Origin of the sequence: Microbispora sitophila, from assembly GCF_014892245.1 — a bacterium.
GTDB lineage: Bacteria > Actinomycetota > Actinomycetes > Streptosporangiales > Streptosporangiaceae > Microbispora > Microbispora siamensis.
The window spans coordinates 396,346-418,835 of record NZ_JADBGC010000002.1 but is presented as its reverse complement, the minus strand read 5'-3'; the positions used below and the strand labels follow the sequence as shown (position 1 = coordinate 418,835).

At 70.0% G+C, this 22,490-nt stretch carries 22 protein-coding genes; 10 read left to right on the top strand and 12 right to left on the bottom strand.

Annotated elements, in window-relative coordinates; genetic code table 11:
* Positions 1–197: 197 nt before the first annotated feature.
* The 5 genes from IL992_RS05180 to IL992_RS05160 all read left to right on the top strand — a co-directional run bounded on the left by IL992_RS05180 (position 198) and on the right by IL992_RS05160 (position 5,345).
* On the top strand, positions 198–353 hold the full coding sequence (locus tag IL992_RS05180) for a hypothetical protein (RefSeq protein WP_193202133.1): 156 nt from the start codon (positions 198–200) through the stop codon (positions 351–353).
* Positions 354–411: 58 nt separating this feature from the next.
* Positions 412–1,380, top strand: a complete 969-nt coding sequence (locus tag IL992_RS05175; RefSeq protein ID WP_193202132.1) for an MvdC/MvdD family ATP grasp protein — start codon at positions 412–414, stop codon at positions 1,378–1,380.
* Complete coding sequence (locus IL992_RS05170) at positions 1,377–2,396, top strand: TIGR04500 family putative peptide maturation system protein (RefSeq protein WP_193202131.1); 1,020 nt, start codon at positions 1,377–1,379, stop codon at positions 2,394–2,396. The genes IL992_RS05175 and IL992_RS05170 overlap by 4 nt, the downstream gene beginning before the upstream one ends.
* Positions 2,393–4,510 (top strand): peptidase domain-containing ABC transporter, encoded by a 2,118-nt coding sequence (locus tag IL992_RS05165; protein ID WP_193202130.1) that lies wholly within the window; start codon positions 2,393–2,395, stop codon positions 4,508–4,510. Before IL992_RS05170 ends, IL992_RS05165 begins: the two co-directional genes overlap by 4 nt.
* A gap of 442 nt (positions 4,511–4,952) precedes the next feature.
* Positions 4,953–5,345, top strand: coding sequence for an AQJ64_40280 family protein (locus tag IL992_RS05160; protein WP_193202129.1), 393 nt, complete (start codon positions 4,953–4,955; stop codon positions 5,343–5,345).
* A 238-nt stretch (positions 5,346–5,583) separates the two neighbouring features.
* Here IL992_RS05160 and IL992_RS05155 read toward each other — a convergent pair whose 3' ends face one another.
* Positions 5,584–6,285, bottom strand: coding sequence for a hypothetical protein (locus tag IL992_RS05155; RefSeq protein WP_193202128.1), 702 nt, complete (start codon positions 6,283–6,285; stop codon positions 5,584–5,586).
* Positions 6,286–6,528: 243 nt separating this feature from the next.
* Between IL992_RS05155 and IL992_RS05150 the strand changes: the two genes are divergently transcribed.
* On the top strand, positions 6,529–7,893 hold the full coding sequence (locus IL992_RS05150) for a hypothetical protein (RefSeq protein ID WP_193202127.1): 1,365 nt from the start codon (positions 6,529–6,531) through the stop codon (positions 7,891–7,893).
* On the opposite strand, the gene IL992_RS05145 is transcribed toward IL992_RS05150, so the two are convergent.
* Positions 7,882–8,712, bottom strand: a complete 831-nt coding sequence (locus tag IL992_RS05145; RefSeq protein ID WP_193202126.1) for a DUF6745 domain-containing protein — start codon at positions 8,710–8,712, stop codon at positions 7,882–7,884. The two genes, IL992_RS05150 and IL992_RS05145, sit on opposite strands and share 12 nt — an antisense overlap.
* Before the next feature lie 186 nt (positions 8,713–8,898).
* On the opposite strand from IL992_RS05145, the gene IL992_RS05140 reads away from it, so the two are divergent.
* Positions 8,899–9,237 (top strand): Imm51 family immunity protein, encoded by a 339-nt coding sequence (locus tag IL992_RS05140; protein WP_193202125.1) that lies wholly within the window; start codon positions 8,899–8,901, stop codon positions 9,235–9,237.
* Between the two features lie 121 nt (positions 9,238–9,358).
* Here IL992_RS05140 and IL992_RS05135 read toward each other — a convergent pair whose 3' ends face one another.
* Positions 9,359–9,958, bottom strand: coding sequence for a sugar O-acetyltransferase (locus IL992_RS05135; RefSeq protein ID WP_193202124.1), 600 nt, complete (start codon positions 9,956–9,958; stop codon positions 9,359–9,361).
* Positions 9,959–10,154: 196 nt separating this feature from the next.
* On the bottom strand, positions 10,155–10,766 hold the full coding sequence (locus tag IL992_RS05130; protein ID WP_193202123.1) for a TetR/AcrR family transcriptional regulator: 612 nt from the start codon (positions 10,764–10,766) through the stop codon (positions 10,155–10,157).
* 144 nt (positions 10,767–10,910) lie between these two features.
* Between IL992_RS05130 and IL992_RS05125 the strand changes: the two genes are divergently transcribed.
* On the top strand, positions 10,911–12,350 hold the full coding sequence (locus IL992_RS05125) for an MFS transporter (RefSeq protein ID WP_193202122.1): 1,440 nt from the start codon (positions 10,911–10,913) through the stop codon (positions 12,348–12,350).
* Positions 12,351–12,370: 20 nt separating this feature from the next.
* On the opposite strand, the gene IL992_RS05120 is transcribed toward IL992_RS05125, so the two are convergent.
* Positions 12,371–12,730: a hypothetical protein gene (locus tag IL992_RS05120; RefSeq protein WP_193202121.1), complete on the bottom strand. Its 360-nt coding sequence runs from the start codon at positions 12,728–12,730 to the stop codon at positions 12,371–12,373.
* Between the two features lie 79 nt (positions 12,731–12,809).
* The gene (locus tag IL992_RS05115; RefSeq protein WP_193202120.1) at positions 12,810–13,670 is read right to left on the bottom strand and encodes a TIGR03619 family F420-dependent LLM class oxidoreductase; all 861 of its coding nucleotides are present in this window, start codon (positions 13,668–13,670) and stop codon (positions 12,810–12,812) included.
* A 318-nt stretch (positions 13,671–13,988) separates the two neighbouring features.
* On the opposite strand from IL992_RS05115, the gene IL992_RS05110 reads away from it, so the two are divergent.
* Entirely contained in the window at positions 13,989–14,642 is a 654-nt protein-coding gene (locus IL992_RS05110) for a response regulator transcription factor (RefSeq protein ID WP_226872318.1), read from the top strand.
* Between the two features lie 91 nt (positions 14,643–14,733).
* Positions 14,734–15,675, top strand: coding sequence for a TAXI family TRAP transporter solute-binding subunit (locus IL992_RS05105; RefSeq protein WP_193202118.1), 942 nt, complete (start codon positions 14,734–14,736; stop codon positions 15,673–15,675).
* A gap of 58 nt (positions 15,676–15,733) precedes the next feature.
* On the opposite strand, the gene IL992_RS05100 is transcribed toward IL992_RS05105, so the two are convergent.
* The 6 genes from IL992_RS05100 to IL992_RS05075 form a co-directional block, all read right to left on the bottom strand.
* Positions 15,734–17,152, bottom strand: a complete 1,419-nt coding sequence (locus IL992_RS05100; RefSeq protein WP_193202117.1) for a sensor histidine kinase — start codon at positions 17,150–17,152, stop codon at positions 15,734–15,736.
* 50 nt (positions 17,153–17,202) lie between these two features.
* The gene (locus tag IL992_RS05095) at positions 17,203–17,727 is read right to left on the bottom strand and encodes a hypothetical protein (protein WP_193202116.1); all 525 of its coding nucleotides are present in this window, start codon (positions 17,725–17,727) and stop codon (positions 17,203–17,205) included.
* Entirely contained in the window at positions 17,724–17,963 is a 240-nt protein-coding gene (locus IL992_RS05090) for a helix-turn-helix transcriptional regulator (protein ID WP_193202115.1), read from the bottom strand. Before IL992_RS05090 ends, IL992_RS05095 begins: the two co-directional genes overlap by 4 nt.
* 17 nt (positions 17,964–17,980) lie before the next feature.
* The gene (locus IL992_RS05085) at positions 17,981–18,814 is read right to left on the bottom strand and encodes an ABC transporter permease (RefSeq protein WP_193202114.1); all 834 of its coding nucleotides are present in this window, start codon (positions 18,812–18,814) and stop codon (positions 17,981–17,983) included.
* Positions 18,811–19,656 carry an ABC transporter ATP-binding protein gene (locus IL992_RS05080; protein ID WP_193202113.1) on the bottom strand — a complete coding sequence of 282 codons (846 nt, stop codon included), beginning with the start codon at positions 19,654–19,656 and terminating at the stop codon, positions 18,811–18,813. Before IL992_RS05080 ends, IL992_RS05085 begins: the two co-directional genes overlap by 4 nt.
* Positions 19,657–19,865: 209 nt before the next feature.
* Positions 19,866–22,478, bottom strand: a complete 2,613-nt coding sequence (locus tag IL992_RS05075) for a M16 family metallopeptidase (protein ID WP_193202112.1) — start codon at positions 22,476–22,478, stop codon at positions 19,866–19,868.
* Positions 22,479–22,490 lie beyond the last annotated feature (12 nt).

Genomic DNA, 22,490 nt, shown 5'->3' with positions numbered 1-22,490 from the left:
CATCGTCCCAAGCACTCAGGTGTCCACAACAACGGGGCAACATCAACACCGCCGCTGACCTTGTTCGTGATCATCCCTTCGTTCCAAGTGTCCAAGCGGCCGTTCCTTAGTCGGCTCCAAGCTCCGGCCAAGTGCCCGCTGCCACTGTCGTCCTGTCGCCGGAACCTCTGGCGACGGGATCAGAGAGGAGCACTTCGGTGCGGAAGAACATCCAGATCGCCGATCTCCCGGCCGCCGCCGTGGAGCTGGCCGACGACCAGCTCGACATCATCGCCGGCGCCCAGCGCCCGGAGTCGGGTTTCGTCTGCAGCGCCCTCAACGGCTCGTCCAGCGGCGACTGCTGGGACATGTGACCGGGCGGGTGCGGCCGGGCACCCCGCCCGGCCGCACCCGGGGCTGAAGGGACGCCACATGCTGTTGATCATTAGTGATCGCCGGGACGACTCGGTGAGCATGGTCGTGCGCCGGCTCGACGAGCGAGGCGTGCCGGTGCTCTGGTGGGACGAGGCCGACTTCCCGGAGCGAACCGTTCTCTGCACCCGGCTGTCCGGCACGGGCTGCCGCCAGACCCTCGTCCACCAGGGCGTCTCCCACGACCTCGCCGAGGTCACCGCGGTCTGGCACCGGCGCCCCAACCCGCCGGAGGCGTCCTCCGTGGCCGATCCGAGCCAGCGCGCGTACGCCGAGGAGATGGCCCGTCAGATGCTCCACGGCGTCTACGAGCTGATGCCCACCGACCGCTGGCTGCCGGCCAGACCCCGGCACATGGCCCGCGTCGACAACAAGCTGCTCCACCTGAGGCGCGCGGCCGAGCTGGGTTTCACGATTCCCGAAACGGTGATCGGCAACGACCCCGGGCAGCTCGTCCCCGCGTGGCGGCGGGCCCAGGGACGGCTGATCTCCAAGGCGCTCGGCTTCCGGCCGTTCTTCATCGACGGCGAGGACCACCACGTCTACACCACGAAGATCGAGCGGAGGGATCTGGCCGGGCGGCACCGCATCCGGCACGCTCCGGTGATCCTGCAGCCCAACCTGGCGAAGGCCGTCGAGCTGCGGGTCACGATCGTCGGGGAGCGCGTCTTCAGCGCCGAGATCGACTCCCAATCGTCCCGCCTGACCAGTCAGGACTGGCGGCACTACGAAGACCTGGGCGTCGCCTACCGCCCCCATCCCCTGCCGGAGGACGTCGAGAAGCGGTGTCTGCGGCTCGTGGCCTCGCTTGGGCTCAACTACGGCGCGATCGACCTGATCCTCGCGCCGGACGGCGAGTACGTGTTCCTGGAGCTCAACGTCAGCGGCCAATGGGCGTTCGTCGAGCTGCGCGCCGGCCTGCCGATCGGGGACGCGATCGCCGACTGGCTCACCGAAGGAAGAGCATGATGACAGACGTCTTCGGCGCCGACCTGGCGTCCGCCGTACGGCTCCTGCGTACCCTTCCGCGGCGCAGAGAGGATGTCGGGCAGGCGGAGGAGCGGGCCAAGGCCTGGTCTGCCGCCCATCCTCGGCTCGACGCGGAGCTCGTCGTGGACGAGCCGCCCGGCACCCTCCACGTCGGATACGACCTGCTGCTGACCTACCCCGAGGGCGGCACGGTGGCGATCTCCGCGCAGGCCGGTGACGGCGTGCCCTGGCTGGTCGACCACTCGACCCACTGGGCTGCGGGGCAGGTCGTCAGCGTGGACGGCATCGGGTTGTCCGTCCCCGCCGCCCTGTACGCCCTGCGCTCGCTGGGTGCCCGTGACCGCACCGTCCACGAGCAGCTGGTGGACTACCGGATCCTGCTGTCGGAGATCGCCGACGACCGGGAGCCGGTCACCGACGCGGAGCTCCAGGAGGCCATGGACGACTTCCGGCGCCGCCGCGGCCTGTTCAGCCGTGAGCGGACGCTGAGGTGGCTGGACGAGATCGGCCTGCCCGAGGACGCCTTCGCCGGCTTCATGGAGACGACGGCGCGGATGAACCGCGTGCGCCGGAGATTCACCGGCGAGCCGGCGAAGACCTATCTCCACACGCACGCCCAGGAGCTCTCCCGGACGCGGGCGGCCTGGGTCGCCGGCCACGACCGGGCGGCGATCGAGGAGATCGCCCGAGCCGACTCGCCGGCGGAACTGCTCCTGCGGGCCCAGCGTGCCGTACAGGAGGGCTCGGGACGGCTGCGGTTCACGATGTGCTCCGGATTCGTCCGCGAGTTGCCGCGACCGCTGCGCGCGGCCCAGCCGGGCCGGGTCGTCGGACCCGCCGAGTCGGAGGACGGCCTGCTGGCCGGGGCGGTGCTACACCGTGCCGTCCCCGACCCGGACGATCCCACCGACCTGGCCGTGGCCGCGGAGGCGGCCTACTCCGCATGGCTGGCCGACCGGCGGGCGGCCGCCGAGATCAGGTGGCACTGGCTATGAGACGACGAGTCCCCCTGCGCATGCAGCAGACGCAGACCGACTGCGGAGCCGCCTGCCTCGCCATGGTGCTCAGCGCCCTGGGACGCCGTACGAGCGTCGCGGAGGTATGGCGTCATCTGCCCGAGGGCGCGGACGGAGCGACGCTCCGTGATCTCATCGGCGCCGCCGCCGCGTTCGGCCTGCGGTTGCGGGCGTTCCGGCTCACGGCCGACCGGCTCGGCGGGATGCCCACGCCGTTCGTCGCCCACTGGGAGCAGAACCACTTCGTCGTGGTCGAGCGGGTGGACGGGGGCCACATGGTGCTGGCCGATCCTGCCTTCGGCCGGACGCGGCTCACCCGCGAGCGTTTCGCCGACGGCTACGGCGGCACCCTGCTCGTCCCGGACGTCCCGGACCGGCTCGTCCCACCCGAGCGGGGCCGGTCCGCGGCCCGGGCGGTGCTGTCCCTGCTGGCCGGAGCGTTCACCGAGCGGCGGCTCATCGTCGCGGTCGTCCTGGCGACGGCGGTGGTCCAACTGCTCGGCCTGGCCGTGCCGCTGTTCACCAAGCTCGTGGTGGACGGCGGCGCCCTCGCGCCGGGGGCACTGGGCCTCGCCGCGGTGGCCGCCGTGGCCGCGCACCTGCTGACCTCCCGCGCCCGGTCGCTCCTCCTCATCCGGCTCCAGACCGGAGTGGCGGCGCGGCTGATGCGACGGCTCGTCGGGCACGTCATGACCCTGCCGTACCGGTTCTTCCAACGGCGGACCAGCGGCGATCTGCTGAGCAGGCTGAGCGCGGTCTCCGGGATCCGCAACATGATCGCCGAACGGTCGCTAGCCCTGGTCTTCGACCTGCTCACCGCCGCCTCGTACGTGATCGCCCTGGCGGTGACCACACCGTCCATCGCGGTCGTGACGGTCCTGGTCGCCGCTGCGCAGGCGATCACGGTGGCGCTGTTTGCCGGGCGGTCGGTGCAGCTCGCGTACGCGGGGCTGCACGCGACCTCCGCCACGCAGACCAGCCTGGTGGAGAGCCTGTCCGGCATCGAGGCGCTCAAGGCGAGCGGCGCCGAGGAGGGGGCGTTCGAGCGCTGGCAAACCAGTCATCAGCGCGAGCTCGCCGCGAGCGCGGAACGGGACCGCACGGTGGTCGCCGTCCAGGCCGCCACCGAGGCGCTCCAGCTCGCGCTCTCACTCGGCCTGCTCGTCGTGATCTACTCGCGGATGCCGGGTTCGTCGAGCCTGGGCGACCTGCTGGCCCTCGCGGCGATGGCGGGCTCGGCGATCGCCCCCCTCTCGTCGCTGCTTGGCACCGTACAGCAGATCCACCTCGCCTTCGCCCACCTCGACCGGGTAGCCGACCTGCTGGCCGCGGACCCGGAGCCGTCCGGCGGCCTGCGGCCCACGCTGAGCGGCGAAGTGGAGATCCGGGGCGTGTCCGCGGGCTACGACTCGCGCTTCCCGATCCTGCACAACATCGACCTGCGGATCCCCGCGGGGGCGCGGGTCGCGGTCGTCGGGGGATCCGGATCGGGCAAGACCACGCTCGGCCGGGTGCTGCTGGGTCTCGTCGAGCCCCTGGCGGGGGAGGTCCGCTTCGACGGCATACCCCTGCGCGACCTGGACCCACCGCACCTTCGCCGGCAGATAGGCGTGGTCACGCAGCAGCCCCACCTGTTCTCCGGGACAGTCCGCGACACGATCGCGTTCGGGGACGGATCCGTCGGACGTCACGTGATCGAGGAGGCCGCCCGGCTGGCCGAAATCCACGACGAGATCTCCGCCATGCCGCTCGGGTACGGCACACACATCGGCGAGAGCGGCGGCCGTCTATCCGGCGGACAGCGCCAGCGACTCGCCCTCGCCCGGGCGCTGGCCCGCCGCCCCCGCATCCTGCTGCTCGACGAGCCGACCTCGAGCCTCGACGCGCTGACCGAGGAACGCATCCGGGAGAATCTCAGCGGCCTGGGAATCACGCAGATCGTAATCGCCCACCGCCTCTCCACGATCCGGGACGCCGACCTGATCGTCGTGCTGCAGGAGGGACGCGTCGTGGAGACGGGTTCGCACGACAATCTGATCTCCCGCGGCGGCCGGTACGCGGATCTGGTGTCCCTGCAGGCGCCGGTCGGCTGAGCAACGGTTCCGGTCCATTGAAGAATTTCGGGCGTGCCGCAGACACCGCGTCGTCGACACCTCCGCCGGCAGCGCTACCGTCAGCGGCACCCCGCCGACTCCGGTCGCCGATGGTGGAACACAGCGGCCTGCTGCGCGCCTTGGCCGCGGTCCCGGATCCGCGTGACCCGCGTGGGGTGCGCTACCCGCCTTGCGGTCTGCCGGCAAGATCGCACGCTCGCGTCGGCTGGAGTCGCTATGGCTGCAAGCAGTTGGCCAGCCTCTCGGATCCTCGCGTCAGCAAGTCGGATGAACGGTGCGTGCAGTTCGAGGCTGGCGAACTGCCGTCCGAGTTGCCGCGCGGCAACGTCCAGGGCTGCACGTTCCGCTCGCCAGCGTCAAGCGGACGAGACAAGGGCAGGACTGCCAAAATGGCCGTACCTGACAAAAGATCGGAGCCGGGATGAACATGCGCGCGGAGGTGAAGTGGGTGGACTCACGGAAGAGGCTGCCGGGGGACGGAATGCCCGTGGCCGCCGCGATCACGGGCCGTTTCGCGTCCGATGATGCGGACGAGCGCGATCCGAACGCCGGGCAGGAATTCTGGCTGGTGAGGCCGATGTACTTCACCACCCGTCACTTCGCTGAGGACGGGCGTGAGTACCACGACTGCTTCGTCGACTCTGACGGTGTCGTCCGGCTGCCCTATGGCCGCGACCGTGACGACCCGCAGGTCTGTGACGACCCGATCACCCACTGGGCCGAGCTGCCCACTTTGCCGGGCACAACCGTGCATTACCTGGTGGGCGAGGAGGCGAAGACCGCTCGCGCGAACGCCTTGGGTACGCAGGTGTAGTCCACGACTCGGTATGGCCCGCGAGGCTGAGAGACCCAGAGCGGCTCCTCCGGCTCGGGTACAGCGCAGCGGAGGTGAGACGAGTGCCCGGCGTGCTGCCGAGGCTCCTCGGCCAGTTGGCCAACGTCATCGCCGTCGATGGTCTGGCATAGGCCGCGGTTGTCGTCCTCGTTCGCAAGACGCCCGTTGCGCGTGGCCCACACGCGTCCCTCCGAGCGGAGTTCGAGTCCCAAGCTCCCTAGCGGAGGACATCTCCTTCGCGCGGAAGTACTGAGATGGGGGCAGAACGGCGAAGGAGTCGCCAGGCGCCCACGGTGATCGCGGGGATCGCTACCGCCCAACAGTAAAAGGCCGCAATGACTCCCTCGTTCACGTGCTGCCCGTTGCCCTGCACCTCAGGGACGAAGCTTGACGCGATCTCCGGAAGGATCAGCAGCCCCACCCCTGCCAGGGCGAGCATCAAGTTGGTCCCGAGGGACAGCCTTGCCGGGTACGGTTCCCGGATAAGGCGGCCGACAAGCATGACAAGGCCGACGGCACAAACGACGGCCGGCACCATAATCTTGCCGGACCAATGGGTGAGCATGGTGGACCAATACCAGCGCTCGTCCGGCATCGGCGGCATGAAGTACACCATAGGTGCAGGTGGGCCGTTGAAGTCTTTGATCGTGCCCAGAATCGAGCCGCCGACCAGGGCGCCGACGAAGGCGATGGACTTCGGCGTGCGCCGCGCCCACCGTGTTAGCCCTGTGGCGGCACCGAGTCCGGCGAGCAGACCGAGGAAGACACCTTTGCCGGCTCCGTAGGCGATTGGGACCCAGGCGTTCCACGGGTAGTTGCCAACCGTAGCGGCCGTCCACGCACCAACCGCACCCCAGATGAGGATGCCGATGGCGATCCCTGCCGCCAAAAGGTCCCTCACACACCTGCCCGTTGTCATATAGGCAATATGCCCTCCGCAGCCGGGCAAGGCCGGGAGAACCCGGGTGCGTGTGACTCCTTCAAATCCCGCCACCCGACTCCACGGGCAAGGGCCTGATCGTGGGAGACAGCGTTCGATCCCTTGATCGTTTCATCGGTGATCGAATTTTCGTGATCAGGAATCGCTAGGGTGAGCGCCCTGCCCCCCTGCTCGAATTCCTGGACGTGACGCGTGCGCCGTTATCGGTCGATCCTTCCCGCCGTGCTCGTGACCGGTGGATATGTGGCGGCGCTCGTGGTCGCCGCCGTGCTCGCGCAGACCGATGGTGACGTCGGCTTCCTGTGGCGGCTGTCGCTGTTCGTCGAAGCGGACGAGGACGCCGCCGCCACGTGGCCGAACGTGCTCATCCTCGTCTTCGCGGGCGGGCTGTGGGCCTGGGCGCTGTGGCAGAGCCTGCGGGGCCTGCCGTCCGGGAAGCCCCGCTTGGCCGACCCCGAGACGCGCCCGCTGCGAAGGGCTCTGTATGCGGCAGTGGCGTTCTGGGCGTTCTACGCGGTCATGCCGATCTGGCCCTGGTGGGCGGTGGTGCTCGACGCGCTCGTGATGTCGGCCGTCGTGGTGCTGTTCCACCCGGTGCTGCGGCGCAATCTGCGCCACGCCGACCTCGCCCTGGGCGCCGCCCTGCTGGCCCAGGTGAGCATGGCGGCGACCGAGGTGTTCGACGTGCTCGACTGGCACGCGGCGGAGCGGACGGCGGCGCTCGGCGGGTTCGCCGGCGTCGGGAATGTGGTGTGGTCCGCGCTGGTGCTCGTGGCGCAGTGGCGGGACGGCCGCTGGGGACGGACGACCGTGTGGTACGGCATCGCCTCCCTGCTGGTGCCGAATGTGCTCCTCATCGGGGGCATACCGCTCAGCGGGGCCGATGACTTCTACGACGTCTACAGCGAGGCCAGTTCGGCCGCCGACGCCCTGTTCGTGATCTGGCTGGCCCGGTCCGCCCACGAACTCGCCGGCACACCCGGGAGGCCTGTGCCGTACGTCCTGCCGACCGACCGGAGAGCCGCGCTCGCGGTCGCGGCCAGGTTCGCCGCATGCCTGGTCCTGCTCCTCCCGCCGCTGGCCAACCGCCATCCGGCGTGGCTCAGCCCGCACGTGTCGGTCGAGCGGCTGCCCGACGTCATGGCCGGTGTGGTGGGCGCCGTATCCCCGGCGCTCTGGCACGCTCTCGAACTGTTCGTGGGCATCGGCGGCCTGGCCGTACTGGTGCTCGTCGCCCTGCATCGGCGGGCGGTGCTCTGGGTGGCGATGAGCGGCCTGCTCCTCACCGCGCTCGGCGGGCTCCTCGCCGTGGCCCTTGTCGACCGGCACGGCTCCGGACTCCCCAACGGCTGGGTTCTCTCCCGGCCGGATGCCTTCGATCCATACGGAATGATCGCGACCTTCTCACGGCCGACTGTCTCCCCGTTGTGGTTCACAACCGCCTGCCTGGTCTCGGCCGCCCTGCTCTGGTGGTCGAGCGACCCGTCCCGGCACGAAGGCGCCGGTGCCTCACAACGAGCTGCAACCGGGCGGGCCGGGACGAGAGAACGTGTCTCGTCCCGGCCCGCTCGCGGGTCATGCCAGTAGCGGGTGCCAGCCGTCGCGGTAGCGGACACCACCGCGCCGGAGCCGGACCTCGTCGTGCCAGGTCCCGGGGACTGGTTCGGTGCGGACCAGTTCGGGTCGATCCACCACGATGCACACATCCTCGCTGGGCCACCACCAGCCGCCGGAGCGCGCGAGTGCGGCCCAGTGGCCGAGGTGCTCGAGGTGGTCCGGCCCGTAGGAGGCCAGTCCGAGCCGATGGAGCACGTCGTAGTAAGCGACCCACGCCGCGTCCTGCTGGCCGTACCAACAGGCCGGTACGGGCCCGCCGGCGGCGAGCGTGTTACGGATCGGCATGCGGAATCCGTGCGCGAGGCTCCGATGCAGTGCCGTACGGATGCCTTGGTGCACCACGACACCCAGTGGAACGCCGGCGTCGAGTGCCTTCAGCGGTGGCAGTTCGGGCCAGGGCTCGTTCCGTTTGCCCCTCCGCACCGGGGACAGCTCAGGGTCGACGTGGGAGACACCGGCGCTGAGTGCGCCGCGCAGCTGCGACTCGAGCATGGCCAGATCACTGGCCAGTGGCGGTGTCCCCCGCGGGTGCGGATTCCGGATCCAGCCGTAGAGCCGGCCGAGAGTGGGCAAACCGGCGACAAGCGGGATCGCCTGGTCCGGTGAGTCGACCCATTCGAACCGGGGCCTCGGGCGAGAGATCCTCGCGTAGATCGCAGTCAGGCTGCGTTCGACGGTCCGCCGGTCGGCCGGCTGCGTGGACAGGCCGTGGTCAAGCCACTCCTGCCGGATCTTGACGGCTTCCTGCCACCGGTCGTGAGCGCTCTTGTCGCTCCGGACGTCGGGCACAAGGTCAGCGGCGGCGTAGCGCCGCGCGGGCGCGCTCAACGCGCGTGGGCGTCGCCGCCCTTTCGGTTGGAGATCATGCCTCGATGATGACCTGCGCACCGCGGTGCGCGCAACCACTGGATCACCACCCGCCCGAACGCTAGCGGCTGCCTTGCGGCTCGGGACCGGAGGTGGCAGCATGCGCCGATGCATCCATTGAGGCTGATCGAGTCGGCCCCGGAGGAGTACTCGCTGTTGCTGGACGCGGCAACCACGCAGGTCGACGACGTGATCGAAGAGCTCGGTCACACGCCGAACGGATATTTCTGGGAAGGCGTCGCGCAACTGCTCGTCAGCACCGAGGCCCCCGCCCTGGAAGGCCGATTCTCGTACGACCCCGAAGGCGACATGTTCTGCGCGTACGGAAAGGACCGCGGCGCGCTGGAGGAGCTGGGCGCCCGGATGGCGGCCGTCGCGGCAGACGCCGACCGCATGCGGCGGCTCGTCGCGGCCGCCGAGGCGGACGGTTTCGAGTTCGACGACTGACTCGCCTGCTACCGCTGACCAGCGGATACGCCGGATGCGCCGGATGCGCCTGCAGCCGGTCAGGACGCGGCTGCCGGTGCTCGGCAGCCGGCTCGACGCGTTCATTGGAGGTCGGGCGTGCCTACAGGGCGTCGGGGCGCCAGCCGGTGACGTCCTGCTCGGTGATCTCGCGCAGGATCCGGGCGGGGTTACCGGCGGCGATGACGCGCGCGGGGACGTCTCGGGTCACGACGGCCCCGGAGCCGACGATCGCGCCGTCGCCGATGGTCACACCGGGGTTGACGGTGACCCCGCCCCCGATCCACACGCTGTCGCCGATGGTCACGGGCTTGGCGTAGCAGGCTCCGGCGACGCGCTCGTCGGGATCGATGGCGTGGTTGGAGGTGTAGATGCTCACGCGCGGTCCGAGCAGGACGTTGTCGCCGATCGTGATTCGTGCGCCGTCGAGCATGACGGCGTCGAAGTTGGCGTAGAAGTTGGCGCCGACGCTGATGTTGTAGCCGAACTCGCACCGGAAGGTGGGCTCGAAGTGAGCGCCCGGGCCGACATGGCCGAGCAGGTCACGCAGGAGAGCCTCGCGGTGGGCCTGGGGAGCACCGAAGCTGTCGTTGTAGGCGTTGGTGAGCAGCACGGCACGCCGGCGGGCGGCGACCAGTTCGTCGGTCAGGTCGTTGTACATCCGCCCGGTGAGGATGTGGGCGCGCTGTGCCTCGAGGCTCACGGTTGTCTCCTGCGGCGTTCGGTCTTCGTACTCGTCGAGGAGCAAGTGTCGCGGAGGCCGGCGACCGACGCCGATGCGGCCTCTCCTGGAGAGCATGACCGCATGCGGTCGTAGCGTTCGCGGGAGCGCCGGCGGTAGCCACAAGTGCGCGGTGAGCCCCTGAGTCCTCAGTACGGTCGCCTGTCAGGGGCGAGCATCAGCTGATCGAGAGGGCCCCGGCGCGGGCCGCCGCCAGCGCCGCCGCCGCGGCCCGATCCGCCGCGGCCTCGTCCAGAGGTTCCCCGGTGTTGAGCAGGGCGTAGTACAGGGGTGCCGAGACTGCGGCGATCACCCTGCGCGGGTCGGTGCCGGTTGGCAGCTCGCCTCGTTCGATCGCGTCGGTGACGCAGCCGGCCCATTCGTCGATACGTACGGCGTAGAAGCGGCGCAAGGCCTGCGCTGCCTGGTCGTTGCAGAGTGAGGCGGCGATCAGCGCCTTGAACAGCCGCCCCTGGCGGGGATCGGTGAGGGTTTTGAGGACCAGCCGGGCGTTGTCGCGCAGATCCTGGTCGATGTCGTCGTTGCGGGACCGGGGCAGGGATCGTTCGGCCATGTCCTGGAGAAGGTCGGCGGCGAGCGCGCCCGGCGTGCCCCAGCGGCGGTAGAGGGTGGTCTTCCCGACTCCCGCGGTACGCGCGATCTCGCCGAGGTCGAGCCCCTCGAAGCCCTTCTCGGCCAGGGTGTCGGCGGCGGCTTCGAGGACGGCCTCGCGGACGCGGGCGGTGCGTCCACCTGGGCGGACGGCACCGGGCGGTGGAGTGGCTGCCATGACGGCTCCTTCCTCAACCAGGCCACTATCGGGACCACAGTTCCCTTTAGGCGACATGGAGTGCTAGTGTCCTCATCAGTTTAACGGGATGACAGACCCGTTAAGCCGATGCACAGCCTCCACGCCGGAAGGGATATCCCTGTCATGTCCACCACGAAATCTCTGCCGGCGGCCGCGGCCGCCGCGCCACCGCGGCGCCTGACCGGCCGTCTGAAGGTCATCCTCGCGGTGCTGCTGGTCGCCCAGTTCATGCTGGCCGTCGACTTCTCGATCCTGAACGTGGCGCTGCCCGCGATCGGCGACGACCTCGGGTTCTCCCTGGCGGATCTGCAGTGGATCGCCACCGCCTTCGCCCTGTGCGCGGCCGGCTTCACTCTCCTCTTCGGCCGCATCGGCGACCTGATCGGCCGCAAGCGCATCTTCCTCGGCAGCCTCGCGCTCCTGGGCGCGGCCTCGCTGGCCGGTGGGCTGGCCCCGAGCCCCGCGATCCTCATCATCGCCCGTATCGCCCAAGGGCTCGCCACCGCCGCCGCCACCCCAGCCGGTCTCGCGCTGCTCACCACGTCCTTCCCCGAAGGCCCTCTGCGCCAGAAGGCCCTGGGCCTCAACGGCGCGCTCATGTCCGCCGGGTTCACCGCCGGCGCGGTCCTCGGCGGCGTGCTCACCGACCTGCTGTCCTGGCGCTGGGCCTTCTTCATCAACGTCCCCGTCGCCCTGGCCGTGCTCCTCGTCGCTCCCGCCGTCGTCGCCGAGTCGCGCCCCGCCGCCCGTCCCACGGTCGATCTGCCCGGCGCGCTGTCGGTCACCCTCGGGCTGCTCGGCGTCGTTTACGGCCTGACGCGGGCCGGCGAACACGGCTGGAGCGAGCCTCTCGCCCTGACGGGCCTGCTGGCCGGGGCGGTCCTGCTGGTTGTCTTCTACCGTGTCGAGCGCAGGGCCGCCGAGCCCCTGGTCCCGGTGCGCGTACTGCACAAGCGCACTGTGGCCTGGGGCAACGTGCTCGGGCTGCTCGCCTTCGTCACCGAGACGTCCCTGGTCTACCTGCTCACCCTGTACATGCAGAAGACCCTCGGCTTCTCGGCCCTCGCCGCAGGGCTCTCCTTCGGCGTCCTGGGAGCCGGGACCGTGACCGGAGGCATGCTCGCCCCGAAGGCGATCGCCCGTACCTCCACGACGGCCGTCCTGATCGGCGGCGGGCTGCTCCAGGCCGTCTTCACCGCCGTATTGATCTTCCTGGGCGACACATCGGCCTCGATGGGACTGCTACTGCCCGCCACCTTCCTGGGCGGCGTGGGCAACATGCTCGTCATCGTCGGCTTCATGGTCACCGCCACCACCGGACTCCCCGACCACGAGCAGGGCTTGGCCACCGGCCTGGCCTCGATGTCCCAGCAGGTCGGCATCACCATGGGGACCCCCATCATGTCCGCGATCGCCACCGCCACGGCCGGGGGCGCGGCGTCCGCCGGGGCGATCCTGCACGGTGTCACCTCCGCCATCGCCGTCAACGTGGTCCTCGTCCTGCTCGGCGTCCTCCTCACCGCGGTCTTCCTGCGCACACGACGCGACCACGCGCACGCCTGACCAGCCCCCGGCAGCACGCCTCACCGGGAGGCCAGCCACCGCCAGCGGGGCAGTTCGAGCACCACGGTGACCGCGGCCAGCACGGTCACCGGCACGGCGGCGAGCGCGGGCCAGGCGGCCCACGCCGCCACCACCGCCGCCGCGAGCTGCACAAGGACCAGTGCGATCGTGACCGGCCCTGGCACCGCGACGATCACGTTCCGCTTGTCGCCCGGAGTGGACAACAGCGTCGGCAGCCCGATCAGCACCACGACCGACAGCACGGCCAGCGGCACGGACCGCCAGGCGATGGCCCACGGTGTCGCGACCCAGGCGACCAACTCGGTGGCGAACCGGAACACGGACGCGAGGCGATCGTCCGGCCGCGAAGTGGAAGACATGCGCGCAATGTACCGTTCCTCACGCCTGCGGCGGCGAGCGCCGCGTCACGCTGTCACCTCGCACCGAGCGAGCCAGGCGTCAGTCCGTACGTGGGAGGGCGAACCGCTGGGCGAACGCGGACATCTCGTCCCGCTGCCGCTCCGGTTCCGTGGACGAGGGGCTGACCACGATGCGGGTCACGCCCTGCGCGGCGTACGTCTCGACGCGTTCGGGGGACATGTCGATCGACCCCCAGCGCGTGTATTCCAGCGCATCGGGATCGCGACCGGCCTCGGCGGCCGCCGTCCGGGCCAGTTCCCACTGGACGGCGCGTTCCTCCGGAGTGAGCGCGCCGCCGGGAAAGTAGCCGTCGCCGCGCCGCCCGGCGCGGCGCGCGGCGGCGCGGCTCGACCCGCCCACATGGATCGGCAGGTGGGTGACGTCATAGGGCTTGGGATAGCTGCACGCGTCGTCGAAGCCGAAGAACTCGCCGCTGAAGCTGACGCCTTTCTCGTCCCCCTCCCATAGCAGCCGCAGCACGTCGATGGCCTCGTCGGCACGGCGTCCGCGGGTGCCGAAGTCGACCCCCGCCGCCTCGGCCTCGCCGGGCAGGGTGCCCAGCCCCACGGTCAGCAGCCGCATTCGCCCCTTGGACAGCACGTCGATGGTCGCCAGGCGCTTGGCCAGGACCACCGGGTGGTGGTACGGCAGCAGCAGCACGGCCGTGCCGAGCAGGAGGCGTCGCGTGGCCGCCGCGACGAAGTTCAGGCAGTCGAGCGGGTCGGGATAGGGCAGCGTCGGCGGGATCTCGTAGGGGCCGATCGCGGCGCCGGGATACAAAACGATGTGTTCTGGCAGGTACATCCCCTCGAAGCCGCAGTTCTCGGCATGGCGGGCATAGGCCAGGAGCCTGTCTGGGTCGAGCCCGTCGGCGGTGGAGTAGGCGATCGCGAATTTCATCGGGGCTCCTCGGGCCGGTGTTCGCGATCACGCTAGAACCTTGACACAGGCGTCAAGGCAAGGGCGGAGCGGCTCAGGGCCGGACGCCTACCCTTGCTTCCGATGTCACGCATATGAAATAAATTGCTCAAGACCATCAGCAGCACCGGCGGCCTCCGGCCCACCGTGAACGTGTACGCGAATCAGCCATGTGTGATGACTGAAGCGAGGATCGGATGCCGTGCTGAATCGGGTTGTAACCGTTAGTGAACCGCTCATCAGCGATAACGGGGTCACGACGTTCGCACAATTGTGAGGGCCGGCGTGAATAATCTACGTTTGCTGGTCGTCGAGGACGACATCCGTCTGGGCAACGCACTCAGCAAGGCGCTGCAACGTCAGGGCTACGAGGTGCTGCGCGCGGTGAGCGCGGCAGAGGCGCTCGAGGCGCCCGACGTCGATCTGATGCTGCTCGACCTGGGGCTGCCCGACGGAGACGGCCTGGACATCTGCCGTCAGTTGCGGCGGAACGGCGTCGATGTGGCCATCATCGCCGTCACCGCTCGCGGCGAAGAGCGCGACCGGGTGATGGGGCTTCGTTGCGGAGCCGACGACTACCTGGTCAAGCCCTATTCACTCACCGAGCTGGGAGCCCGCATCGAGGCCGTGATGCGTCGAGCCCGGCCGCGTCCCAAGCCGATCCTCGACATCGGCGATCTGCACCTCGATCTCGCGGCGCGCGAAGTCACCAGGGCCGGCGAGCCGATCGTCCTGGCGCGCAAGGAGTTCGCCCTGCTGGCCTGCCTCGCGCAGACCCCCGGAACGGTCGTGCCCAGGGAGCGCTTGATCATGGATGTCTGGGGCACGACCTGGCAGGGTGTGGGTCGTACGCTCGACGTCCACATGGCGACCTTGCGCAAGAAGCTCGGCGAGCCCGCCCTGATCGAGACCGTTCGCGGTGTCGGTTATCGCCTCGTCAGGAGCGCTCCTTAGCCGGCGACACACCGGTGTGCCAGGGGATGTCGCCCCGCAGAGTGAGCCACCAAGCGGTGACCCCCTGATGGGTGGTCACAGGAGGTCTCTCGTGTACAGGCTGTTTCTGATGGTGCTGGTGATCCTCCTGACCACCGGCTGCCAGGGTGCGGGTGAGATCCCCTCTCCGGAGGGCCGGGTAAGGATCGGCACCGGCAACGCGGGCGGCGTCTACGCCGTGTACGGAGCCGGCCTGGCCGAGGCGATTCGGGAGAGCCTCCCCCGCGTGAAAGCCGACGCCGTCGTGAGCGACGGCTCCGTCGAGAACATCCGCATGGTCGTGTCGGGGGAGGTCGAGGTCGGGTTCGCCCTCGCGGATGTGGCGGCCGACGCGGTCTCCGGCCGGGCCCCGTTCACCCGGCCGCTGCCGATCGTCGCGCTCGCCAACCTTTATGAGAACTACGTCCAGTTGGTCGTACGCGCGGACGGTCCGGTGCAGTCACTGCATGATCTCGTCGGCAGGCGCGTCTCGGTGGGCTCGCGGGCGTCGGGGACGGCGGTGGTGGCCGAGCGCATCCTCACAGTGGCCGGAATCGGCGACGAGGTCACCCGCAGGAACATGGACATCCAGACGTCGGCCCGCGCCCTCGCGGACAAGGAGATCGACGCCTTCTTCTGGAGCGGTGGTCTGCCCAGCGACGCCATCACCGATCTGAGCAGGCGCACGGACGTGCGGCTGATCGACCTGAAGGAGATCACCAAGCCCCTTCTGCGTGTTTACGGCGAGCTCTACACGGAGACCACGGTGCCCGCCTCGGTCTACGGACTGTCCAGCGCCGTCACGACCGTGAGCGTCCCGAACTACCTCGTCGTGGCCCGTGACATGCCGTCGGACACGGCTTACTGGCTGACCAAAGTGCTCTTCGACAAGCAGCGGAAGCTGGCGCAGGCCCATCCCGAGGGGCACCGCCTCAACCAGTGGGCGGCGATCAGGACCTACCCGCTGGAGCTGCACGAGGGAGCGATCCGCTGGTATCGGGCGACGCACCGCTGAGTGACGTCCTGCGGGCCGGCGCGCGGCCACGGCGACCAGTTGCCGCCCCTCGCGCCGTTCACGCCGAGACCCCGAGCGGATCCGCCTCGACGAGGTCCGTGGGAACAGCGGCCAGGCGGATGAGGACCTCGAGTCCGGTGGGTTCCCTGGCGGACAGCTCCATGGAGCCGCCGCTTTCCTCGATCAGGGTGCGGGCCGTCGCCAGTCCCAGTCCCGTCCCGGGCACGTCCTGGTGCCGCGGGCTGCGCCAGAACCGGTCACAGGCGTGCGCGAGCTCGTCCTCCGTGAGACCCGGTCCGGAATCGCACACCCGGACTTCTACCAGGCCGTCGTCGCCGCACCGTACGGACAACTCGACGGCGCAGCCGCTCGCGTACTTGAGCGCGTTGTCGAGCAGTCCGTCCAAGGCGTGCCCGAGGAGGTTGGGAAGACACAGAGCGGTGAGTCCGTCGGGTACGTCGACCGTCAGCGTGGTGGCCGAGCGGGCATAGGCGGCCCGCCACGCCCGGGCACGGGACCGGGCCATCGCCGAGACGTCCACCGGCAACCGGACCGCCTCCACGGCCTCGGCCCGCGCGAGCTGGAGCAGCGCGTCGATGACCTCGTTGAGCCGGTCCACCTCGCCGAGCGCCTCGTGGATCTCCGCACGGCCTTCCGCGTCGCAGTCCGCGAGATACCACTCGGTGTTCTCCAACCGGATCCGCAACGCCGTCAGGGGGTTGCGGAGTTGGTGCGTGGCCTGGGCGACGAAGGTCCGCTGATTGCGCGCGGCGGCGGCGATGCTGTCGGCCATCGCGTTGAACCTCGCCGCGAGCCGCCGCAGCTCGGGCGGTCCGATGCTGTCCGCGACGTGCACGGGGACCGCGCCGTTCCCGATGGCGTGGGCCGCCCTGTCCAGGTGCCGCACCGGCTTCAGCACCCAGCGGACGACCAGCACCGCCGACGCCAGCGCCACCACCGTCAGCGCGACCACCCCGAGCCCCAGAACGACGAGGCGGTGGACGACGATGCTCCGGGACTTCGCCGTGTCGGACATCGTGATCACCGCACCGAGGATCCGGCTGTCCCGGACGATGGGCTCGGCGATGATGTACGGCCGGTCGTCCCACGGCCAGAGAGTGTGCTGCTCCCGCGTGGGCAGGCCGGCGAGCGCGGTCAGAAGGGGTCTTTCGACGCCGGGGATCGCCGAGGTCAGGCCCTCACGGGACGAACAGATCACCAGGCCGTCCTCGTTCGTGACGAAAATCGACGTCGTGTACAGCTCGTCGTAGCGCGTCAGGTCGGCGGTCAGACGCTGGGTGCGTCCGACGGAGAGCGCGGACTCCGCCTCGTCGGCGAACCGTGCGGTGTCGTCCGCTCGGCTCATGAAGAACTCACGCGACTCCTGCTCCACACGGGTGATCACGAGTGGGAGTCCGAGCGCCGCCAACAGGCAGGCGGTCAGCCCCAGGACGATGATCAGCAAACGCCCGCGCATGCCGTCTCCCGGATGTCGTCACCGCCAGAACCGGCTGATTCGAAGGAGGTTCACTCGTCGTCGTTCGGCGGTGCGTCCGACAGGCACCAGCAGGCGACGAGGTGCGGGATGACCTTGTGGCTCGCCCAGGCGGCGATCAGGAACGTGAAGGCCGCCACCGAGGGACCCTCCAGGATGTCGTGGGCCGAGGCCACGATGCCCACCAGCAGGGCCGCCGCTCCGAGCATGTACGCGGTGACGCGATGGGCGAGCGCGTAACTGCGCCGTCGTTCGGCCAGCTGGCGCTCGTCGAGATCCTCCTCCGTCAGGCCGACGACGCCGTCGGTGGCCGCGATGAGCACCGCGAACACCCCCGCGTAAATCACCAGGGCGACGGCGGTGGCGCCCAGAGTGAGCCACCGCGCCGTGGCCCCAGGTGCGAGGAACCAGCACGTCACGGGATTGGCCCAGAGCAGCGCCAGCGCGGCGACGCCCACGAGGGTCGTGGTCCTGCGGCCGCGGCGGGTGCCGTACCAGACGGGCGGTAGGGCTCGTTTGACGGCCACGATCCGCTTGTGGCTCAGTTCGTTCGTCATTTCGCCGCCTCGCTTCCGAGCAGAGGGAATGGTTCGAGAGAGAACACGACTTCCACCGGCACCTTGAAATACTCAGCGATCCTCAGGGAGAGGAAAAGGCTGGGGTTGTATTCTCCGCGTTCGAGGTAGCCCACCGTCTGGTAGTGGATGTCGAGCGCGTCGGCCAATTTCTTCCGGGAAATTCCCCGTTCCGCCCTGAGCACCGCGATCCGGTTGTACACCGCCTCCGCAGGCATCGCGCTTACCCGGCGCCCTAGCGCTTCGCGGCCAGTTGCCGTTCGGCGAGCCGCGATCCCGACTCCCGCCGGGTCACCCGGCGGATCAACGACGGAGCGATCAGCATGCCGGCGACGCCCCATGCCGCCAGCACCCCCGCGACCTGTGGAAGCCGCCAGCTGTGTCCGATCTCCGCGGCGAGCATGGAGTCGGGCAGGAGAGCCGAGCGCAGGCCGAGCCCCTGCCAGTAAAGCGGGAACACCTGGGCGATCGTCCCGACGATCTCGGGCAGGCGCGTCACGGGCACGATCACCCCCGACATGATCATCAATCCCAGCATGGGGAAGACGAGGATGCCGGCGGCGGTCTTCGGGTTGGGCAGCAGGGACCCTATCGCCGCACCCAAGGGCACGACGGCGACCGCACCGAGCAGCAGCACCCATATCAGGGTCGGCCAGTCGCGCGGTGGCGCGACCCCGCCCACGATCAGGCCCGTGGCCAGAATGAGCACGCTCTGCACGGCGATCTGGCACAGCAGGGTCGTCGCCCGTCCCACGAGGTAGGCCGGGATCCCGCCCGGAAGGCCGCGCAGCCGCAGCAACGTGCCCTCCTCGCGGTCGGCGGCGAGGGCCATGGGAAACGTCATGAGGCAGGCGCCGAAGACGGCGAAGGCCAGGAATCCCGCCGTCATGAACGTGGCGACGTTCACGCCGGTGCCCTCGAGCGGGGTGTCGCCGGCCCACAGGATCATGAGGACGAAGCCCCCGACCGTGCCGATCATGCTGCCGAACAGTTCCTTGCGGTCCTTGAGCAGATGCGTGTGCTCGGCCCAGCCGCGCCGCAGGCCGATACGGATGGTTCTGAGGTTCACGAGGCACTCCCGACCAGGTTGAGGTAGCTCTCCTCCAGTGATGGACGGCGGATCGTCAGCCCCGGCACCGGTCCGCCGAACCGCTGATGCAGCTCCCACGCCACCTGCGACGGATCCGGCGTGGTCAGGACCTGCTGGCGGCCGTCCTCCAGCCACATCACGTGGGATTGGGCCTGCACGGCCTCCGCGAGCTGATCCGGGGTCCCGCAGACGGCCACCTTTCCATTGACCAGGATCGCCGTACGATGCGCCAGCTTCTCGGCTTCCGCCAGATCGTGGGTGGTGAGGAGCACGGTCATGCCCTCGTCCGCAGCGAGTTTCGCGATGAGCCGGTGGAACTCGCTGCGCACCTCCGGATCGAACCCGGATGTCGGCTCGTCGAGGAACAGCAGCTCAGGGCGGCCGACGATGCCAAGTGCCACGTCCAGCCGCCGGCGCTGCCCTCCCGACAGGCGGCCCACCCGCTGGTTCGCCTGCGCGGTCAGTCCGATCGCGTCCAGCAGCTCATCGGGGTCGCGTGGATCGTCGAAGAACTCCGCCACGTGCGCGAGGAGCTGGCGGGTGCCCCACCGGCTGTGATCGCGCCACGCCTGGAGAACGATGCCCAGCTTCGCCCGCCAGGCCTCGGTGCTCCGCTCGGGATCGACCCCGAGCACGCGCACCTCGCCGGCGGATCGGCCTCTGAAGCCCTCCAGGATTTCGATCGTGGTGGTCTTCCCCGCTCCGTTGGGACCGAGCAGCGTGAATATCTCGCCCTGCTCGACATCGAGATCCACTCCTCGCAACACCTCGACGGCGCCGTAGTTCATCCGCAGTCCACGAACGGTGATTACAGCACTCATGCTATTGAGTGTAGTAGGTCTGCTACATTCTCTCAAGGTCTTGCTATTGAGAACTTGGAAGCGAGGATCGCGACTCCCCGGGGAAGGGCCCGGCCACGAGAAGCGCAGGCCGCGGTGCGACCTGCGCGGTGATTCCCGGCGCGTACAAGGGTCCGGCCGGCGACCCGCCTCAGCGGTCCCGCCGGCCGGGGAACGAGATGGACGCCGGATCAGATCGCCGCGTCCGAGACCCGCGTCACCCTGAGGCCGGTGTCCTCCTCGAACCGCTCGTGATCGACGTCTCCCACGATCACGCCGGCCGGATGGCGCATCCCGTACAGCTCGGGGCCTGCCTTGGCCACGTCCGCCACCGGCACCTCGTGGAGGAGGCCGGGGAGCCGTTCGAGCCAGGCGGGTTCCTGACCGGAGGACACCGTCTGACGGAGCAGGTCGGCGAGGACGGAGGGGGAATCGAAGGCCGACAGCAGTTGCGCGGCGCAGTATTCCCGTGCCGAGGCAACCTCGGCGGCGCCGGGAGGGTCGACGGCCAGCCCGCGCATCTCGCCCCGGATGTCGTCGAGTGCGCTTGTGACGAGCCCCCGTGGGACGCGCGCCCGCACGTACGCGCGATGCGTGTCGAGGAAGGCGCCCCTTCCCGAATACGCCTCGTACCCCGCCCGCCCCCGCCTGAAGATGCGAGTCGCCAGGCGGGAGCGCAGGTAGCTGCCGAAAATCGCCGTGGCGAGATAGCGCGCCGCCTCCTCGGACGGGTCGAACGGCCGCACCGCGCAGAAAGCCAGGTGCACCTCGGCGAGCGCGGGCTGCCGCAGGACGAGAAGATCTTCGGTCCCGCGCAGCGTGAGCCCGGTATCGGGCCGGGCTTCCACGGACTGCCAGGAGAACAGGGCCTTCTCCACGCTCGTCGCGAAGCTCTCCGGGTCGAGGTCGCCGACCGCGACCAGACAGGCGCCGGAGGGGCTCATGACGGAACGGCGCAACTCGGCGAGATCGACGGGGTCGTCCTCCGGGTGTCCGCCCAGCCAGTGACGGCGCAGCGCGTCGTCTCCCATCCGATCGGGGAGACGGCCGGGTCCCGCCGGAGGCGTCGGCGGACCGGCGAGTGCGGGGAGCTCCTCCGTGACCAGCACGTCGGCCAGGATGCTCAGCCAGTCGTCCAGCATCGCGGGGGGAACGAAGCCGGACACGTCCATCCATTGCCCGTCGGTGCACAGGTCGAACTCACCGCCGATCGCCTGCGCCAGCCGGGACGAGCCGGTGCGGGCGCCGACAAGACGGACGAGTGCGTCCACCTGCCGGGGCCGGGCCCAGCCTCGCCTGCCCAGCGGCATCCGCAGCCGCGTCTCGACCAGAGGCGCGCGCGTGTCGCGGACGGTGACCAGGCGCAGGCCGTTGGGGAACGTCGTATCGGACAAATCGGTCAGCCTCGGTTGCCGACGTGGTCCGAGGGGAGGCAGCGGCCGTGGACCGGTGGAGGTGCGGGCGAGGCGTTCCGCGTCGCCCCGGCGCGTCGACGGCTCCGGCCGCCGCGGCGCGCGGGTGGCGGCCGGGCGAGGTCTCGTCCGGTCCGCGGCGGGCTCGATGACCAGCACCCCCTTGTGTGCCGAACGCAGCGCCCGGGCCGCCTGCGCGACCTGCGAGGCGGACACCCCGGCCAGATGCTCCGGCAACTCGTCGACGAGTTCGGCCCGCCCGAAAAGCACCTCCGACCGGCCGAGCGCGCGGCATCGGGTCTCGAGATCGCCGTGCCGCCGGTGGTGCTCGGAGCGTAGGCCGCGGATGGCCTCGTCCACGAGGCCGGCGACCTCGCCGGTATCCGCCCACTCGTCCCACCGTTCGTTCACCGCCGTCACGAGGTGCTCCGGCGTGACACCCGGCGCCAGGAGCGACGCGAGAACGAGCGTGTCCGGATCCTTCGCGGCCAGCGCGCCGAAGAAGCCGCAACTGCCGTCGGGGCGGGGCCACCCCGCCCGTCCGAGCCCGTGCCGGCTCAGAAGCCGGGCGAGCACGACATGCGCGAGGTAGCCCGGAAGATCCCTCTCCGGATCGGGCAGCCGATAGCCGAGCGCGACGGCGGTGGCGGGGACGCCGGGTTCGGAGTACGCGGCCCAACGGTCGGCCGTCGGCTCCGGCTCCCCGAGATCGGGCGGAGGCTGGACCGGCCGGGGCGCGATGTCCCCGAAGTGGCGTTCGATCAGGTCGCGCGCCTTCTCGGGGTCGACGTCGCCGACCAGGGTGAGCACCGCGTTGCCCGGAGCGTAGTGGGCGTGGAAGAACTCCGCGCAGTCGTCGGGCGTCGTCCGGCGGAGCAGTTCCACATCTCCGTAACCGTCGTGCGCGTTGGCGAAGGTGTCGTAGAGGACACCGGGCAACAGCGGCCAGGGAAAACCTCCGTAGGGCCGCTCGACCGTGGCCTGCCGGATCTCCTCCTCAATCCCGGCCAGCTGCTCGGCGAGGCTTTCGGCGGTGAATCTCGGCGCCCGCATGCGGTCGGCCTCGCTGAAGAGCGCCTGCTCCAGGGCCGCCGCGGGGAGGACCTGGTAGTAATCCGTGAAGTCCTGGTGAGTGCTGCCGTTTGCCGTACCGGCCAGGCGGTGCACGTGGTCGTAGAAGCGGCCGCCGGGCAGGCTCTCGCTGCCTCGGAACATCAGATGCTCGAACAGGTGCGCGAATCCTTCTCGGCCCGGCGGCTCGGCCCGGAACCCGACCCCGTAATGGACGGCCACCGCGACCCGCGCCGTCCCACGCCCCGGTGCCAGGAGAACGCGCAGACCGTTGGGCAGGGTCATCCTGATCAGCTCGACTTCCGGCCAACCCCCGGTCATCGGCGCGATACC

Excerpts from the sequence above, each read along its gene's own strand:
- IL992_RS05175 (WP_193202132.1), top strand. The coding sequence starts at position 412 with ATGCTGTTGATCATTAGTGATCGCCGGGACGACTCGGTGAGCATGGTC.
- IL992_RS05170 (WP_193202131.1), top strand. The coding sequence starts at position 1,377 with ATGATGACAGACGTCTTCGGCGCCGACCTGGCGTCCGCCGTACGGCTC.
- IL992_RS05165 (WP_193202130.1), top strand. The coding sequence starts at position 2,393 with ATGAGACGACGAGTCCCCCTGCGCATGCAGCAGACGCAGACCGACTGC.
- IL992_RS05160 (WP_193202129.1), top strand. The coding sequence starts at position 4,953 with ATGAACATGCGCGCGGAGGTGAAGTGGGTGGACTCACGGAAGAGGCTG.
- IL992_RS05155 (WP_193202128.1), bottom strand. The coding sequence starts at position 6,285 with ATGACAACGGGCAGGTGTGTGAGGGACCTTTTGGCGGCAGGGATCGCC.
- IL992_RS05140 (WP_193202125.1), top strand. The coding sequence starts at position 8,899 with ATGCATCCATTGAGGCTGATCGAGTCGGCCCCGGAGGAGTACTCGCTG.
- IL992_RS05130 (WP_193202123.1), bottom strand. The coding sequence starts at position 10,766 with ATGGCAGCCACTCCACCGCCCGGTGCCGTCCGCCCAGGTGGACGCACC.
- IL992_RS05125 (WP_193202122.1), top strand. The coding sequence starts at position 10,911 with ATGTCCACCACGAAATCTCTGCCGGCGGCCGCGGCCGCCGCGCCACCG.
- IL992_RS05120 (WP_193202121.1), bottom strand. The coding sequence starts at position 12,730 with ATGTCTTCCACTTCGCGGCCGGACGATCGCCTCGCGTCCGTGTTCCGG.
- IL992_RS05115 (WP_193202120.1), bottom strand. The coding sequence starts at position 13,670 with ATGAAATTCGCGATCGCCTACTCCACCGCCGACGGGCTCGACCCAGAC.
- IL992_RS05100 (WP_193202117.1), bottom strand. The coding sequence starts at position 17,152 with ATGCGCGGGCGTTTGCTGATCATCGTCCTGGGGCTGACCGCCTGCCTG.
- IL992_RS05095 (WP_193202116.1), bottom strand. The coding sequence starts at position 17,727 with ATGACGAACGAACTGAGCCACAAGCGGATCGTGGCCGTCAAACGAGCC.
- IL992_RS05090 (WP_193202115.1), bottom strand. The coding sequence starts at position 17,963 with ATGCCTGCGGAGGCGGTGTACAACCGGATCGCGGTGCTCAGGGCGGAA.
- IL992_RS05080 (WP_193202113.1), bottom strand. The coding sequence starts at position 19,656 with ATGAGTGCTGTAATCACCGTTCGTGGACTGCGGATGAACTACGGCGCC.
- IL992_RS05075 (WP_193202112.1), bottom strand. The coding sequence starts at position 22,478 with ATGACCGGGGGTTGGCCGGAAGTCGAGCTGATCAGGATGACCCTGCCC.